Raw genomic sequence first — 13,807 nt, forward strand, 5'->3', positions numbered from 1 at the left:
AGTGGGTAGGTATAAAGTAAGTGAGTAGTTGTAAATTAACCAAAACAGGACTTCCTGAAACCGGACTTCCGTCATCTCGACAAAGGAGAGATCTCTTGAATAGCAACAACAAGAGATCCTTCGCTGCGCTCTGGATGACGGATGTTGTTTTCCTCATTTTACTACTTATATTCCTATTTTCTTTGCCTTCAAAGCTTTTTGTAAGCCCTACCTCATATGTTGTAGAAGCTTCAAATGGCGATTTATTAAGCGCTTCTATTGCTAAAGATGGGCAATGGCGTTTCCCTGTAGCCGACACCATACCAGAGAAATTTGCGCAATGTCTGGTCGCTTTTGAAGATAAACGTTTCTATTACCACCCCGGTGTAGATCCTATTGCTATGGCAAGAGCTATGCGCCAAAACTTTAAAGCCAAAAGTGTGGTAAGTGGCGGAAGCACAATAAGCATGCAGGTGATCAGGCTATCCAGACGCGAAAGCAGAACAGTTTGGCAAAAGCTAATAGAGGTTATCCTGGCTATCAGACTAGAAGCCAGCTATTCAAAAAAAGAAATTTTAAAGCTCTATGCCGGCAACGCCCCCTTTGGGAGTAACGTGGTTGGATTGGATGCTGCAGCATGGAGGTACTTCGGCCGCAGTGCCGAAAGTTTATCCTGGGGAGAGATGGCTACACTGGCTGTGCTACCAAACAGCCCGTCACTGGTACACCCTGGCAAAAACTCTCCCCGACTGATTAAAAAACGGAACGATCTGCTGGATAAATTAGCGGTATTAAAAATCATAGACCAATCAACCGCCAATTTATCTAAGCTGGAGCCTATTCCGGGCAAGCCACAACAACTGCCTCAAAACGCACCGCATTTACTTAACAGATTTAAGGCAGAGCGGTCGGCCTTAAAAACAGGATCTACAAGGATCACTTCTACACTTGATTATGATTTGCAACTACGGGTAAGCAGTTTGCTGAAGCGCTACAACAACCGATATCGGGCAAACGACATTAACAACATTGCAGCATTGGTTTTAGATGTAAAAAAAGGTACTGTACTTAGTTATGTTGGCAACATCTACCAACCGGAAAACACCGAACTGGAAAGTCATGTGGATATGATTAAGGCACCAAGGAGTCCGGGAAGTACATTAAAACCCATTCTGTACGCCAGTATGTTAAATGATGGCTTTATACTTCCTAAAACTTTAATAGCCGATATACCCACCCAAATAGGCGGCTACTCGCCCCAAAATTATGATATGGGCTACGATGGTGCCATACAAGCCGATAGAGCGCTGAGCCGCTCTCTAAACATCCCTGCGGTTAAAATGCTGCAGAACTATAAGTACCAAAGGTTTTATGATAAGCTTAAACAATTGGGCTTTACTACGCTAAACAAACCAGCCGATCATTATGGGCTTTCACTTATTCTTGGTGGCAGCGAGGTAACGATGTGGGACCTGGCAAGAACTTATATGGGAATGGCCAGAACGCTTAACCATTTTAATGATTATAAAGGCAGGTACAATCCGCATGATTACGATGAGCCTTTGTATGTGAACGAACAGCGGGATAAACGTTTTGATGAGTTTGAGACTGAAGTAAACTCAGCCATTGATCATGGTTCTATCTGGAATGCATTTAATGCTATGGAGGAGTTAATGAGGCCGGGCGAGGAAGGTTTATGGGAACAGTTTTCCTCTTCGCAGCGATTGGCATGGAAAACAGGTACCAGTTTCGGTTTCAGGGATGCCTGGGCAGTTGGACTTAATCCGAACTATGTAGTTTGCGTTTGGGTTGGCAATGCCGATGGCGAAGGCCGACCGGGCTTAACCGGTATAGATGCTGCTGCTCCTGTTATGTTTGATATTTTTAAGCAATTACCTGTTGTTAAATGGTTTAAAACCCCTACAAGTAAACTTAAGAAAATTGTGGTTTGTAAAGAAAGTGGCTATAAAGCTGGCGAATATTGCACTGATAAAGTGATACAGCTGGTTTCTCCGGCAGGTGAAAAAACAGGTCTTTGCCCCTACCATAAAATGGTCCATCTGGACCGTACAGGAACTTACAGGGTAACCGATGAATGCGAAGCGCCATCTGCCATGGTGCATAAATCGTGGTTTATTTTACCTCCGTCTATGGAATATTATTATAAGATCAAAAATAGTGATTATAAGGAGCTGCCTCCATTTAAACCTGGTTGCGGCGATGCCGGGAATAACTTTGTAATGGAAATGATCTATCCAAGAAACTACGCCACGGTTTATATTCCTGTTGAGTTTGATGGCACCAGAGGGAAAATTGTGTTAAATGCTACCCACAGAAACGCTAGCGCTAAGATTTACTGGCATATTGATAATGAGTATGTTGCCACAACCAAGAATTATCATCAGCTGGCTGTTAGTCCGGCGCCTGGCAAACATATTTTAACACTCGTTGATGAGAATGGCGAAAGGCTGGTACAGCATTTCACTGTGTTGGAAAAAGAAAAGGAAAAGAACTAATCTTCTCTTTTTACAAGCTGACGCTCGATGCCTCCTATGGTAATCAAATATTGCGCGATCATGTAAGTTGCCATAATCAACAATCCTGCAAGATCAAAGCCCTTAACAAACTTATTATAAGCAAGTGTTGAGTCAGAGATCAGGAAAAATATTGCGCCAAAAAGAATCAGGTTAAAGCTGATTTTATTTACCCTCATGTTTCTGAACGCTGCCATCATCATCATTAAACTGATCACAAAAGTATAAACCATAACCGGTAGTTTCATTGCGCCAAGCCCATGCCTGATGTAAACATAAAAACTGATACTGAACACAGCACAAAGCGCAATGGCGATCCTTGCTCCTTTTTTATCTAATTGGGGTGCAGACGAGAAATCAAGATAAAATGCGCGGATATAAAAGATATGGCAAAGTAAAAAAGCAATTAGTCCGTAGGTAAAAAAAGCTTCGTTTTTCCATACCAGCATAAGCAATACATCGCCTATAAGGCCAAAAACCAAGCCTGTAAACAAACGTTTATGAAAGCGACCTTTTAGTTTGGTACTTATTGCAAACATGATAAGTAAAGAGATAACGATGAGTGGTTTTGTAATGTATTTTAAAGCCGAAAGCTCGTAATACTCTGCCACAAGCTGCAGTATAAAAATCAGGGCAAATATGAGGTTAAACTTCAGGTACTTCTTGAGCATGGGTATTCAGTTTGTTAAGATTATAGAACCAGACTAATGAAACGATTTGTAAGCCCGCAAATATCACCTGGTACCCAATAGGGAAATTAAGCAGCAAAATTATTAAAATACCTGATAGGAGTCGGCAGTATTCAAAATAAATGAGCCATTTCTTTTCTTCGAGCAATGCACCGCAGGTTAATAGTGTAAGTATTGAAAACACAGAACCACTTATTAAGGGTGTTGCAGGCAAGGTTGCATTTAAAAATAAAATGGCTGATCCTGTGGCTAAGCCTATCAAAAATTGCAAAAGCACATATCCGGAGAATTTCTGATGAAACTCAGGATTGTATTTTGCATAACTGGCAGGATCAATATCCTTTGCCGGTTTAAAGCCACCCAAATGCGCTGGGAACCATCCGGGTGGCTTAAGAAATACATTTATTTTATCGCTCCATTTAGGGCTTTGTTTTGCGGTATTCCAAAGTTCACTCCAGTAATGTACGTTTGCCCAGATAGGATTCCAGCTGGCCAATGGAGTGGTTATGCCATAGTACACCTCTTCTTCTTCTTTTTGAAAGGTACCAAAAATTTTATCCCAGATAATTAAAGTACCTGCATGGTTCTTATCAATGTATTTTGGGTTGGAACCATGATGCACTCGGTGATGAGAAGGTGTATTTAAAATCCATTCTAATGGTCCCATACTTTTTATAGCTCTGGTATGAATCCAAAACTGGTATAAAGTATTAAAAGCACTTAAGGTGAGGAACATGATCGGATCAAACCCAATAAAAGCCAGAGGTAAATAAAACACCCATGAAAACCATCCCTGAAACCAGGATTGCCTTAAAGCTACGGTAAGGTTATATTCTTCAGATTGGTGGTGTACAATGTGAGCTGCCCAGAGTGCGTTTACCTGATGGCTCATTCTGTGAAACCAATAGTAGAAAAAATCAACCCCAATGAAAAGTATGATCCAGACCCATATGGTTTGCGGAAGATCAAATAACCGCCAATGTTCAAAAATATACATGTAGCCAAAGAAGAGCGCTGTTTTCATGAAAACGCCTGTTACCTGCTGACCAATGCCTTGGCTTAAATTGGAAATGGAATCGTTTAAGCGGTAATAGTTTAACTTCTTATAGAAAGAATAAGCTAGCTCTACTCCTATCAGAATAAAGAATATAGGAACCGATAAAGCAATATAGTCCACGTTCATTCTACTAATCTAATGAATTAGCAGGTAATTTTTTTAAAATAAAAAAGCAGCAATAAATGACGCATGTCACCACTGCTGCTCTAGTATATTAAAATAGAATCAGTAACTAATTTTAATAAAAAAGCTAATTAATAGCTTTTTTCTGTACGGTTATTGCGTTTAAAGCCACCACCAGCACCACCAGTATTTGGTTTTTCTTGTGCTTCAGCAACTTTGATACGGTTACCATTGTAATCGCCGCCATTCATGCGTTTGATTGCTTCTTTTGCCTCTTCTTCTACCGGCATTTCCACAAAACCAAACCCACGACTCTGACCAGTTTCGCGATCTTTGATAATCCTTAGTGATTTTACTTGACCGAAATCACCAAATACGGCTGTTAATTCATCTTCCCCCACTTCTAAAGGAAGGCCTGTAATAAATATCTTCATTAATTTCTAAAAATTTGCACAAAGTTAAGCATTTTTCGCTTAAATTCCAATGCTAGTGTCAGTTATAAGTATAATTATATAATATTTTTCATAACACCCAAGAGAAAATTTTGTTTTATTAATTGTAAAAAAACATTACTTTTTTCTTAAATAATTATAACCGACAAATCGAACCTAGCTTAATTTAGCTTTAAACAGAGATATTGTTCTTTGCCAGGCCAGTTTAGCAGCCGCTTCATTGTATCTGGTCGGCGAAGTATCGTTATTAAAAGCGTGATTTACGCCTTCATAAATATAGACTTTATAATCTATATGATTTTCTTTCAAAGCTGCTTCATAAGCCGGAATTCCCGCATTTATACGCTCATCCAGTCCACCATAATGAAGCATTACACTGGCTTTTATCTTAGGAACATCTTCTGCGGCTGCCTGTGCTCCATAGTATGCAACTGCTGCAAGCAACTTAGGATCGCTTACTGCAAGTTTGTTTGCCATGCCCCCGCCCCAGCAAAAACCAACACATCCGGTTTTTCCGTTTCCATCTTTCCTGCTTCTCAAATATTCAAGTCCTTTCAGATAGTTCTGCAAGTTTTTTGCCGGATCCAGCTTTCCGATCAGCTCCCGGCCTTTATCCTCATCCGAGGGTGTTCCGCCGAATGGCGATAAGGCATCCACTCCTAAAGCAATAAAACCTTCGGCAGCTACTCTTTTGGTTACATCTATAATATGAGGGTTTAGCCCTCTGTTTTCGTGAATAACAAGTACACAACCCAGGTTCTTTTTGTCCTTTGGCTTTGCCAGCACAGCCTTTACATCACCATCTGCACCAGGATAGGTAATGTTTTCGGTACTAATGCTGTCATCATTAAAACTGGAGGCTGATGCATAATTGTTTTCAAGTAAAGGTAATACTGTTAAGGCTATAGCTGTGCTTCCGGTAATGATAGCCAGCTTTTTCATGAATTCTTTCCTACTCAGTTTGCTGTGGGTGTATTCATCGTATAAATTGATGATTTTCTGATCCATAGGTAAATAATTAAAATATGAACAATAAGTACTAATATAACGTTTCTACAGCATCGTTTTAGGTTTTTATCAATTACGTTACATGATAAAACGTTATACAATAAGGGGGATTTGTCATGAAATTGTTTTTATTTTTTTCGTTGAAAACAAATTAACAATATCGCTCGTTATATGATCAGTTTGTTTGGTTTAGGTTGGTCTGTGGTGGACCAACCATCTATTAATAACAGGGATAATCGCCAGATTCATCCCTGTTTCCTTTTAATCATCCTCGCCCTTCATCCGTTTCCTATATCACTTTAAAAAGATACTTAATTGACAAAAGGCCTTCAGAGTCGTTGCAAAGCCGTTCAATACTCGTCTGGAAGTCGTTAGTAACATAAAATAGATTTAGCATAAAATTTCGTCGAGATGACGACAGCTCAGAATGACGAGGTGTTATGAACAAACTCAATCCAGACGGCCTAAAATGCGGTATTACGGAGTCTGCTGTTTACCTGCAAACAGCGGTAGGCAAAAAAAAAGAGTTTCATTTGACTAAAATACTATTGAAGTCAGAGTGTAGGATTATAAAAATCATTATCTTTGGCCTGCAAAAAGCAATTTTTTTCTTAATAATTCGGAGCTATTCGAATTAAAATTATAAGAAAATTGTAATTTTTGTTTTAAAAATTAATATATTCAAACTTGGTTGAGTTCAAGTTTTGTTTTCTGTATTTATGATCTTAGATTTGAGAAGTTTTTTTTAATTGGCATAGATGTTGATTTTTCAAACTAATTACAAAAGGGGATTATATAGATTTAGGAATCATTTCTTGGAACATAAACCGACATCAACAATAACCAACCCTGTAATCTAAACATATAGTACTAGCATGCGCAAAAAATTACAAGATAGGATAGCAGCTTTTAAAGATGCTTCAGCAATTAAGGAAAAAGGCTTATATCCTTACTTCCGAGCAATAGAATCAGCACAGGATACGGAAGTGATGATAGATGGGAAGAGAGTTCTGATGTTTGGTTCTAACTCCTATCTAGGGTTAACAAATCACCCAAAAATTAAAGAAGCAGCAAAAGCTGCAGTTGATAAATATGGCACTGGTTGTGCCGGATCAAGATTTCTAAATGGTACACTTGACATACATATTGAACTGGAAAAAAGACTGGCTGCATATGTAGGTAAAGAAGCTGCCGTTCTTTTTAGCACAGGATTTCAGGTTAATTTAGGTGTAATATCATGTTTACTTGATAGAAATGACTACCTAATTCTTGACGAATACGACCATGCTTCTATCATTGATGGCAGCAGATTATCGTTTTCACGTTCTATAAAATATGCACATAATGACATGGATGATTTGCGCAAGAAATTGAGCAGATTGCCTGAAGATGCTGCAAAACTAATTGTTGCCGATGGTATCTTCAGCATGGAGGGTGACCTGGTTAATTTACCGGAGATCGTAAAAATTGCTGATGAGTTTGGCGCAAACATTATGATGGATGATGCACACAGCTTAGGTGTAATCGGCTTTAATGGTTCCGGAACTGCTTCTCACTTTGGATTAACTGATAAGGTTGATTTGATTATGGGTACTTTCAGTAAGTCATTAGCTTCGCTAGGCGGCTTTATTGCAGGATCTGAAGAAACTATAGAATTTGTGAAACACAGAGCACGCTCATTGATGTTCAGTGCAAGTATGCCACCTTCGGCTGTTGCAAGTGTTATTGCTGCCCTTGATATTATTGAGTCTGAGCCTGAGCGTATAGATCAGCTTTGGGCCAATACAAATTATGCTAAGAAATTACTTTTAGACGCCGGCTTCGATATAGGTCATACTGATAGCCCGATTATTCCGGTTTACATCAGAGATAACGACAAAACTTTCTTGATCACCAATATTTTAAGCAAGAACGGAATATTTGTAAACCCTGTGGTTTCGCCTGCTGTACCATCAGACTCTTCTCTTTTAAGATTCTCGTTAATGGCTACACATACTTTTGCTCAGATAGAGGAAGCTGTTGAAAAAATTGCAGCGGCTGCTAAACAAGTTAAAGTTAATTTATCACAGGTAACTATATGAGAAACATAGTTGCAGTTAGCAATAAAAAGCAATTAGGTCAGTTTATTGATTTCCCTCACGACCTTTATAAAGGGGATTCGAATTATGTTCCAGAGCTCTTTATAGCTCAAAGAGACTTACTTACAACACATCCTTTTCATAAACACTCTTCATTGCAGTGTTTTTTGCTTTTCGAAGGAGACAAAATCATAGGCAGAATTGCCGCTATACTGAACAATAACTATAATATTTTTAACAGCGCAAATGATGGTTTCTTCGGTTTTTTTGACTGCATAAACGATCAGGAGGCTGCTAATTTATTATTTGATACTGCAACCAAATGGTTAAAAGATAAAGGTGTAACAGGCGCTATTATTGGCCCAGTTAACTTCTCTACCAATGAATCTTGTGGTTTATTGATCGAAGGATTCGATTCTCCTCCGGTTGTTATGATGCCTTACAACGCAACCTACTACCCTGCTTTAATGGAGGGCTGGGATTTGAAAAAGAAGGTAGATCTTATTGCCTGGAAATTTAATGGTGATAATTACGACGACCGCTCTGTAAAACTTATGGACAGGTTAGAGGAGCGTTTGAATAGGAATAACATCACCATCCGTAAGATCAACATGAAGAACTTTAAACAGGAAGCGGCCAACCTGCGTGAGGTTTACAATAAAGCATGGGATAAAAATGCTGGCTTTGTACCATTAAATGATGAGGAGTTTGACTATCAGGCTAAAGATCTTAAACTGGTACTTGATCCTGATTTTTGTTTTGTTGCAGAACAAGATGGTAAACTTGTTGGTTTTGGCGCTGCCATTCCGGACATGAACCAGATCCAGATTAAAATTAAAAAAGGAAGGCTCCTTCCTACAGGTATATTTAAATTATTATTTGGTAAGAAAAACGTTAAAGGAATAAGAATTTTACTTCTGGGCGTTGTTGATGGTTATCGTAAAATGGGCATCGAAGCTTGTATTTATGGTAGTATCATTAAATCTTACAAAGCTAAAAAGTTCGAATACGCTGAGGCGGGATGGACATTAGAGCATAACGATCTTGTTAATAATGCAATTATTGCCATCAAAGGTGATCCTTATAAAAAATACAGGATCTACGAGAAAGCCATATGAGTAAAAGGGTATTAATTACCGGTGCTACAGGTTTTGTGGGTTATCATCTTATTGAGAAAGCAATACAGTCTGGCTTAGAGGTTTATGCTGCTGTTCGCAAAAGCAGTAATAAAAGTCACCTGAGTGTATTTGACATTAAGTATATTGACCTGGACTATAGCTCTGTAGATAATTTAAGATCTCAGCTCGAAGAACATCAGTTCAACTATATTATTCATGCTGCCGGTATTACCAAAGCTAAAACAAAAGCGGAATACAATAAGATAAATGCTGAGTTTACCGAGTACCTTGCTGTTGCCGCAATTACTGCCAGTATCAGACTAGAAAAGTTTGTTTTTGTGAGTAGTCTGGCTGCTTTGGGTCCGTTGGTTGATCTTAGTAAGGAAATTAAAGAGGATACTCCTGCCCATCCGGTAACTAATTATGGAACAAGTAAATTACTTGCCGAAAAATACTTATCTGAAATTCCGGGTCTGCCGCTGATCACCATTCGCCCCACAGCGGTGTATGGCCCTCGTGAAAAGGATATTTTTATTCTATTTAAAAGTATAAGCAGAGGTCTGGAACCTCACATAGGCAGTTTTAAACAGCAGCTGAGCTTCATTTATGTAAAAGACCTTGCTGATGTTATTGTAAATTCTCTTTTTGTTAAGATTAATGGAAAGCAATACAATATTTCGGACGGCAATGTTTACGATCGTTATGCGCTTGCTGAACTGGTTAAAAAGACACTAAAGCAAAGAACTTTTAAGTTCCATTTACCCGTACCTGTTGTTGGAGCTATGGCTTCATTTATGGATTTCATTTATTTAAACAGTAAGAATACGCCTACCTTAAATAAAGAAAAGATGGCAGAGCTTACTGCTATTAACTGGGCTTGCAATATTGACAGCGCAAAGCAGGATCTTGGCTATGCACCTAAGTTTAATCTTGAAAAGGGATTAATTGATACGGTTAAGTGGTACAAAGCCAATAACTGGTTATAGTTTATTGGTTCTCCATTTGTTTAATGATCTTGTTTACTTCTGTTTCTGTTGCCCTTAGTTTGGTTTGGCAAAACTCAATCAGTTCCGATGCACGCTTAACCTTATCAGCAAGTACATCTACTGAAACAGATTCATTCTCTATTTCCTGTGCAATCTCAGTTAGCTCCTTATAGGCAGCCTCATATGTTAAATTCGTTCCCATGGTATCTGGATTTAGATTTTACTGTTGTCTTTATTTCTGTTGTAGCCAATCTGACTGTTAACTCCTGACCGGCTTCTACCCCATCTGCATTGCTTACAATCTTCCCGTCTATTTTTATAATCGCAAAGCCTTTATTGAGGATACTTTGCGGACTCATCAATTTTACCAGCGACTGAAAGTGGCCTATATAACCTCTTTTATTAGCAAAATACATTCTGCTGTATGATTGCAGGTTGCTGTTTAGGTTACTGAGGTCCTTACGCCTGTTTGAGATGATTATTTTAGGGTTGGTGAGTATCAGGCCTGATAAATTTAAAATACTTCTGTGATGCTCATGCAACAGGTTTCTTGTGGTGTTTATGGTAATCTGATTCAGATGATTAAGCCTGTCTTTATGATGATTGATCATTTGATATGTTTTAATCAGCATCATTTTCTGAATGCTCAATACCGATTCCTCAAATGCCCTGTTATGCGCAATTATTAACTCAGCTGCTTTGGTTGGTGTTTTGGTTGAAGTATGTGCCATAAGATCGGCAATAGTTTCATTCTTCTGGTGCCCTATTCCTGTAATTACCGGAATGGGAAATTTAGCGATTGCCCTGCTCAGGTCGTAATTATCAAATATGAGAAAATCGGTTTGCGAACCACCGCCTCTAATGATAACCACTGCGTCATATGCTTTGGCAGATTGATATACTTCTATGATCTTGTTAAGAATCTGTTTGGCATTTACATCGCCCTGCACCAGGGTAAAATAGTTATCAATTATAAAATTGTACCCAAATGAGTTATTTTCAAGCGTATGCTTAAAATCCATATAACCCGCAGATGTATCTGAGGAAATAACGGCAATATGTTGTAATACTTTATTTAATTGCAGGCCACTGTTTTTAGTAAAGTACTGCTCTCCCCTTTTTTGAATGAATTCGGGATTTTCCCTGACCAGCCTTTCTAGCGTATCTTTTCGTTGCTGTTCAAATAGGCCGAGGGTAAAGTTGGTATCTATATCTATCAGATTTAGCTGCAGGCCAAAAGCGGGGTTATATTGAACGGTAACCTGTACCAAAACATTAATATCGTTTTTAAACTTCTGTCCGGTTGCCTGTTCAAAGTTGGCAATGTTTACAGAGGCGTTTCCCCAGGCCCTTCCGGCAATTTTAGCGAGAATCCTGTTAGATGATTTTTCTTTCTCTACCAGTTCAAAATAATGGTAATTGCTTTGTGGCTTGTAGGTATAATTGGTAACATCGGCAATTACCCAAAAGGTTCTTTGTCCGAATACCCCATCTATTGCCTGCTGGATTTGACCGGTAAGCTCAGAGAGTTTTATGGAAGCAGGATTAGATGGATACAAGGGAACTGCCATTTTCATCTACATTAAGGATATGCTTTGCACCGCATTTGAGTGCAAAGTTATTGATTTGATGACCCACAGGGAAATCAAAACATACAGGGTAATCATATTCCTTTATTTTTTCTGTTACGATCTCGTAAACTGTCCTGCCAAATTCTTCGCCCGGAGTTTCTTCTTTTAAGCTAAAGCCTCCTATAATTAATCCTTTAAGCTTATCTAGTTTTCCGCTGCGTTTTAGGTTCCAGAACATTCTGTCGATACTGTACAGTTCTTCATGGGTGTCCTCCACAAATAAGATGGCATCATCAGTTTTAAGATCGGAATTGCTTCCCGCAAGGGTTTCAATGAGGCTAAGGTTGCCCCCTACTAAAACACCTTCTATTTTACCCGGCCGGTTATAACTTACCGGTGGCGCAGTGTATTTAACATCCTCGCCGGTTAGTACCTGTCTTATCGAGAGAATTGTTTCTATTTGAATGGGTTTTGCCAGCAGCCAATCGTTTGGAAAGCTGTTGCACATTTTAGAATGTATGGTTGCAATACCATAATTGCTATGAATATGTGTATGAAGAACCGTGATATCGCTAAAGCCTATTATCCATTTTGGATTGGCTTTGAACTTTGTAAAATCCAGCTTATCAATTATCCGTACCAGTCCGTAGCCCCCTCTGGCACACATAATTGCTTTGATATTAGGATCATCTAACATCCGCTGCAAATCTGCTGCTCTTTCCTGATCGGTACCTCCAAGTGAAAAGTCTTTTGCTCCTATCGTTTTCCCGGTTTCGACCTTAAAGCCCCAGCCTTGCATCAATTGCACGGATGGCTGGATGTCTAATAAAGAGATGTAGCTGGCCGGACTTGTTATTGCTATGGTATCGCCCGGCTTAAGGTACGGTGGTATTTTTGATTTAGCCAACTCTGAGGTTATCACTTTATTTACCGCCTTAGTATTACTCCATACCTTTGACGTTGAAGCAGATACTCCGGCTGTGACAACAAAGGAAAGAAAATGTTTACGGTTCATTTTGGGTGGCTTTTTCTATATACAATTATAAGGCTAATTGCTGAAATCTGGAGGCATTCTTCGCAATCGTTTTCGTAATATTTCAATATCAAAATGCATTTTTCTGGGGAATTTCAATTCCAAGAGCGGTATATTAGTTAACCAAATATGTTTAAAATCTGGACAATCTGAATGAAAAAATACTTGATTATTGCCTGTTGTTACTTTAGCTTAAATGCTAATGCGCAAAATAAAAATGTTTCTCTTGTAAGAAATGATCAGGAGCGCAAAGTCGATGTGCTGATAGATGGTAAACCTTTTACCAGTTTTATCTATCCTGAGAATATGGAAAAGCCCATACTCTATCCGATACTCGCTGCCGATGGTGCTATTGTAACCAGGGGCTTTCCTTTAAATAAACGCGAGGGCGAACGCGTAGATCATCCGCACCACGTTGGCTTGTGGCTTAACTATGAAAGTGTAAATGGGCTAGACTTCTGGAACAACTCTTTTGCTATTCCTGCAGAAAAGAAAGTAAAATATGGATGGATCAGGAATGTGAAGGTAGACAAGGTTGAAAACGGCAAAGCCAGTGGTAAGTTAAGCTATACCGCGAACTGGGAAAATCAGGCCAAAGATATACTGTTAAAAGAGCAAACTACATTTGTTTTCTCGGGAACTGACAATGCCAGAATTATTGACAGAATAACCACACTTACTGCTCAAAAAGACACTGTGAAATTTAAAGATATTAAAGATGGTATGCTAGGTATCCGTGTTACCAAAGAGCTGGAATTCCCTTCAAATAAGGTAGAAGAATTTACTGATAGTCAAGGAAATATAACAAAAGTTTCAGCATCAGGTAACGGCGCAAATGGCACCTATTTAACCAGTGCCGGTAAAAAAGGTAATGATGCCTGGGGCACCAGAGGTAACTGGTGTGTTTTATACGGAGTTAAAGAAGGCAAACCGCTTTCTGTAGCAATCATAGATCATCCTAAAAACCCCGGCTATCCTACTTACTGGCATGCACGTGATTACGGTTTGTTTGCTGCTAATCCACTTGGACAGGCCATATTCAGCGAAGGAAAAGAATCTTTAAATCTAACCCTAAAACCTGGCGCATCTGTTACTTTTCGTTACAGAATCCTTGTAGGTTCAGGTACAGAAGTTTCTGCTGATACATTGAACAAGCAGGCTGCCAATTTTGGAAAATAA

Annotated in this window: 12 protein-coding genes; 5 read left to right on the top strand and 7 right to left on the bottom strand. The window is 39.0% G+C overall.

Features of this window, described 5'->3' with window-relative positions:
* The first annotated feature begins 20 nt into the window (after nt 1–20).
* A complete protein-coding gene (pbpC, locus tag HQN86_RS21825) occupies nt 21–2,495 on the top strand; it encodes a penicillin-binding protein 1C (protein WP_317171727.1) in 2,475 nt (824 codons plus the stop codon).
* Here pbpC and HQN86_RS21830 read toward each other — a convergent pair.
* The 4 genes from HQN86_RS21830 to HQN86_RS21845 form a co-directional block, all read right to left on the bottom strand.
* On the bottom strand, nt 2,492–3,184 hold the full coding sequence (locus HQN86_RS21830) for a lysoplasmalogenase (RefSeq protein WP_099438337.1): 693 nt from the start codon (nt 3,182–3,184) through the stop codon (nt 2,492–2,494). The genes pbpC and HQN86_RS21830 overlap by 4 nt on opposite strands.
* Entirely contained in the window at nt 3,159–4,385 is a 1,227-nt protein-coding gene (locus tag HQN86_RS21835) for a sterol desaturase family protein (RefSeq protein ID WP_172662994.1), read from the bottom strand. Before HQN86_RS21835 ends, HQN86_RS21830 begins: the two co-directional genes overlap by 26 nt.
* 128 nt (nt 4,386–4,513) lie before the next feature.
* The gene (locus HQN86_RS21840) at nt 4,514–4,816 is read right to left on the bottom strand and encodes an RNA recognition motif domain-containing protein (protein ID WP_172662995.1); all 303 of its coding nucleotides are present in this window, start codon (nt 4,814–4,816) and stop codon (nt 4,514–4,516) included.
* A 174-nt stretch (nt 4,817–4,990) separates the two neighbouring features.
* The gene (locus HQN86_RS21845; protein WP_172662996.1) at nt 4,991–5,842 is read right to left on the bottom strand and encodes a dienelactone hydrolase family protein; all 852 of its coding nucleotides are present in this window, start codon (nt 5,840–5,842) and stop codon (nt 4,991–4,993) included.
* Between the two features lie 875 nt (nt 5,843–6,717).
* On the opposite strand from HQN86_RS21845, the gene spt reads away from it, so the two are divergent.
* From spt to HQN86_RS21860, 3 genes are read left to right on the top strand one after another with little or no spacing between them, the layout of a single operon-like run.
* Nucleotides 6,718–7,923, top strand: coding sequence for a serine palmitoyltransferase (gene spt, locus HQN86_RS21850; protein ID WP_048905335.1), 1,206 nt, complete (start codon nt 6,718–6,720; stop codon nt 7,921–7,923).
* Complete coding sequence (locus tag HQN86_RS21855) at nt 7,920–9,038, top strand: hypothetical protein (protein WP_172662997.1); 1,119 nt, start codon at nt 7,920–7,922, stop codon at nt 9,036–9,038. Before spt ends, HQN86_RS21855 begins: the two co-directional genes overlap by 4 nt.
* Entirely contained in the window at nt 9,035–10,024 is a 990-nt protein-coding gene (locus tag HQN86_RS21860) for an NAD-dependent epimerase/dehydratase family protein (protein ID WP_172662998.1), read from the top strand. The genes HQN86_RS21855 and HQN86_RS21860 overlap by 4 nt, the downstream gene beginning before the upstream one ends.
* Nucleotide 10,025: 1 nt before the next feature.
* Here HQN86_RS21860 and xseB read toward each other — a convergent pair whose 3' ends face one another.
* From xseB to HQN86_RS21875, 3 genes are read right to left on the bottom strand one after another with little or no spacing between them, the layout of a single operon-like run.
* Nucleotides 10,026–10,226, bottom strand: coding sequence for an exodeoxyribonuclease VII small subunit (gene xseB / locus HQN86_RS21865; RefSeq protein ID WP_068892851.1), 201 nt, complete (start codon nt 10,224–10,226; stop codon nt 10,026–10,028).
* Nucleotides 10,204–11,595: an exodeoxyribonuclease VII large subunit gene (gene xseA / locus HQN86_RS21870; protein WP_172662999.1), complete on the bottom strand. Its 1,392-nt coding sequence runs from the start codon at nt 11,593–11,595 to the stop codon at nt 10,204–10,206. Before xseA ends, xseB begins: the two co-directional genes overlap by 23 nt.
* A complete protein-coding gene (locus tag HQN86_RS21875) occupies nt 11,570–12,610 on the bottom strand; it encodes a S66 peptidase family protein (protein WP_172663000.1) in 1,041 nt (346 codons plus the stop codon). The genes xseA and HQN86_RS21875 overlap by 26 nt, the downstream gene beginning before the upstream one ends.
* Before the next feature lie 171 nt (nt 12,611–12,781).
* Here HQN86_RS21875 and HQN86_RS21880 point away from each other — a divergent pair, with 171 nt between their 5' ends.
* Nucleotides 12,782–13,807 carry a DUF6807 domain-containing protein gene (locus HQN86_RS21880; protein WP_172663001.1) on the top strand — a complete coding sequence of 342 codons (1,026 nt, stop codon included), beginning with the start codon at nt 12,782–12,784 and terminating at the stop codon, nt 13,805–13,807.

The organism is Pedobacter panaciterrae (assembly GCF_013204795.1).
GTDB lineage: Bacteria > Bacteroidota > Bacteroidia > Sphingobacteriales > Sphingobacteriaceae > Pedobacter > Pedobacter panaciterrae.

Excerpts from the sequence above, each read along its gene's own strand:
- HQN86_RS21855 (WP_172662997.1), top strand. The coding sequence starts at position 7,920 with ATGAGAAACATAGTTGCAGTTAGCAATAAAAAGCAATTAGGTCAGTTT.
- HQN86_RS21835 (WP_172662994.1), bottom strand. The coding sequence starts at position 4,385 with ATGAACGTGGACTATATTGCTTTATCGGTTCCTATATTCTTTATTCTG.
- HQN86_RS21860 (WP_172662998.1), top strand. The coding sequence starts at position 9,035 with ATGAGTAAAAGGGTATTAATTACCGGTGCTACAGGTTTTGTGGGTTAT.
- HQN86_RS21830 (WP_099438337.1), bottom strand. The coding sequence starts at position 3,184 with ATGCTCAAGAAGTACCTGAAGTTTAACCTCATATTTGCCCTGATTTTT.
- xseA (WP_172662999.1), bottom strand. The coding sequence starts at position 11,595 with ATGGCAGTTCCCTTGTATCCATCTAATCCTGCTTCCATAAAACTCTCT.
- xseB (WP_068892851.1), bottom strand. The coding sequence starts at position 10,226 with ATGGGAACGAATTTAACATATGAGGCTGCCTATAAGGAGCTAACTGAG.
- spt (WP_048905335.1), top strand. The coding sequence starts at position 6,718 with ATGCGCAAAAAATTACAAGATAGGATAGCAGCTTTTAAAGATGCTTCA.
- HQN86_RS21875 (WP_172663000.1), bottom strand. The coding sequence starts at position 12,610 with ATGAACCGTAAACATTTTCTTTCCTTTGTTGTCACAGCCGGAGTATCT.
- HQN86_RS21880 (WP_172663001.1), top strand. The coding sequence starts at position 12,782 with ATGAAAAAATACTTGATTATTGCCTGTTGTTACTTTAGCTTAAATGCT.
- HQN86_RS21840 (WP_172662995.1), bottom strand. The coding sequence starts at position 4,816 with ATGAAGATATTTATTACAGGCCTTCCTTTAGAAGTGGGGGAAGATGAA.
- HQN86_RS21845 (WP_172662996.1), bottom strand. The coding sequence starts at position 5,842 with ATGGATCAGAAAATCATCAATTTATACGATGAATACACCCACAGCAAA.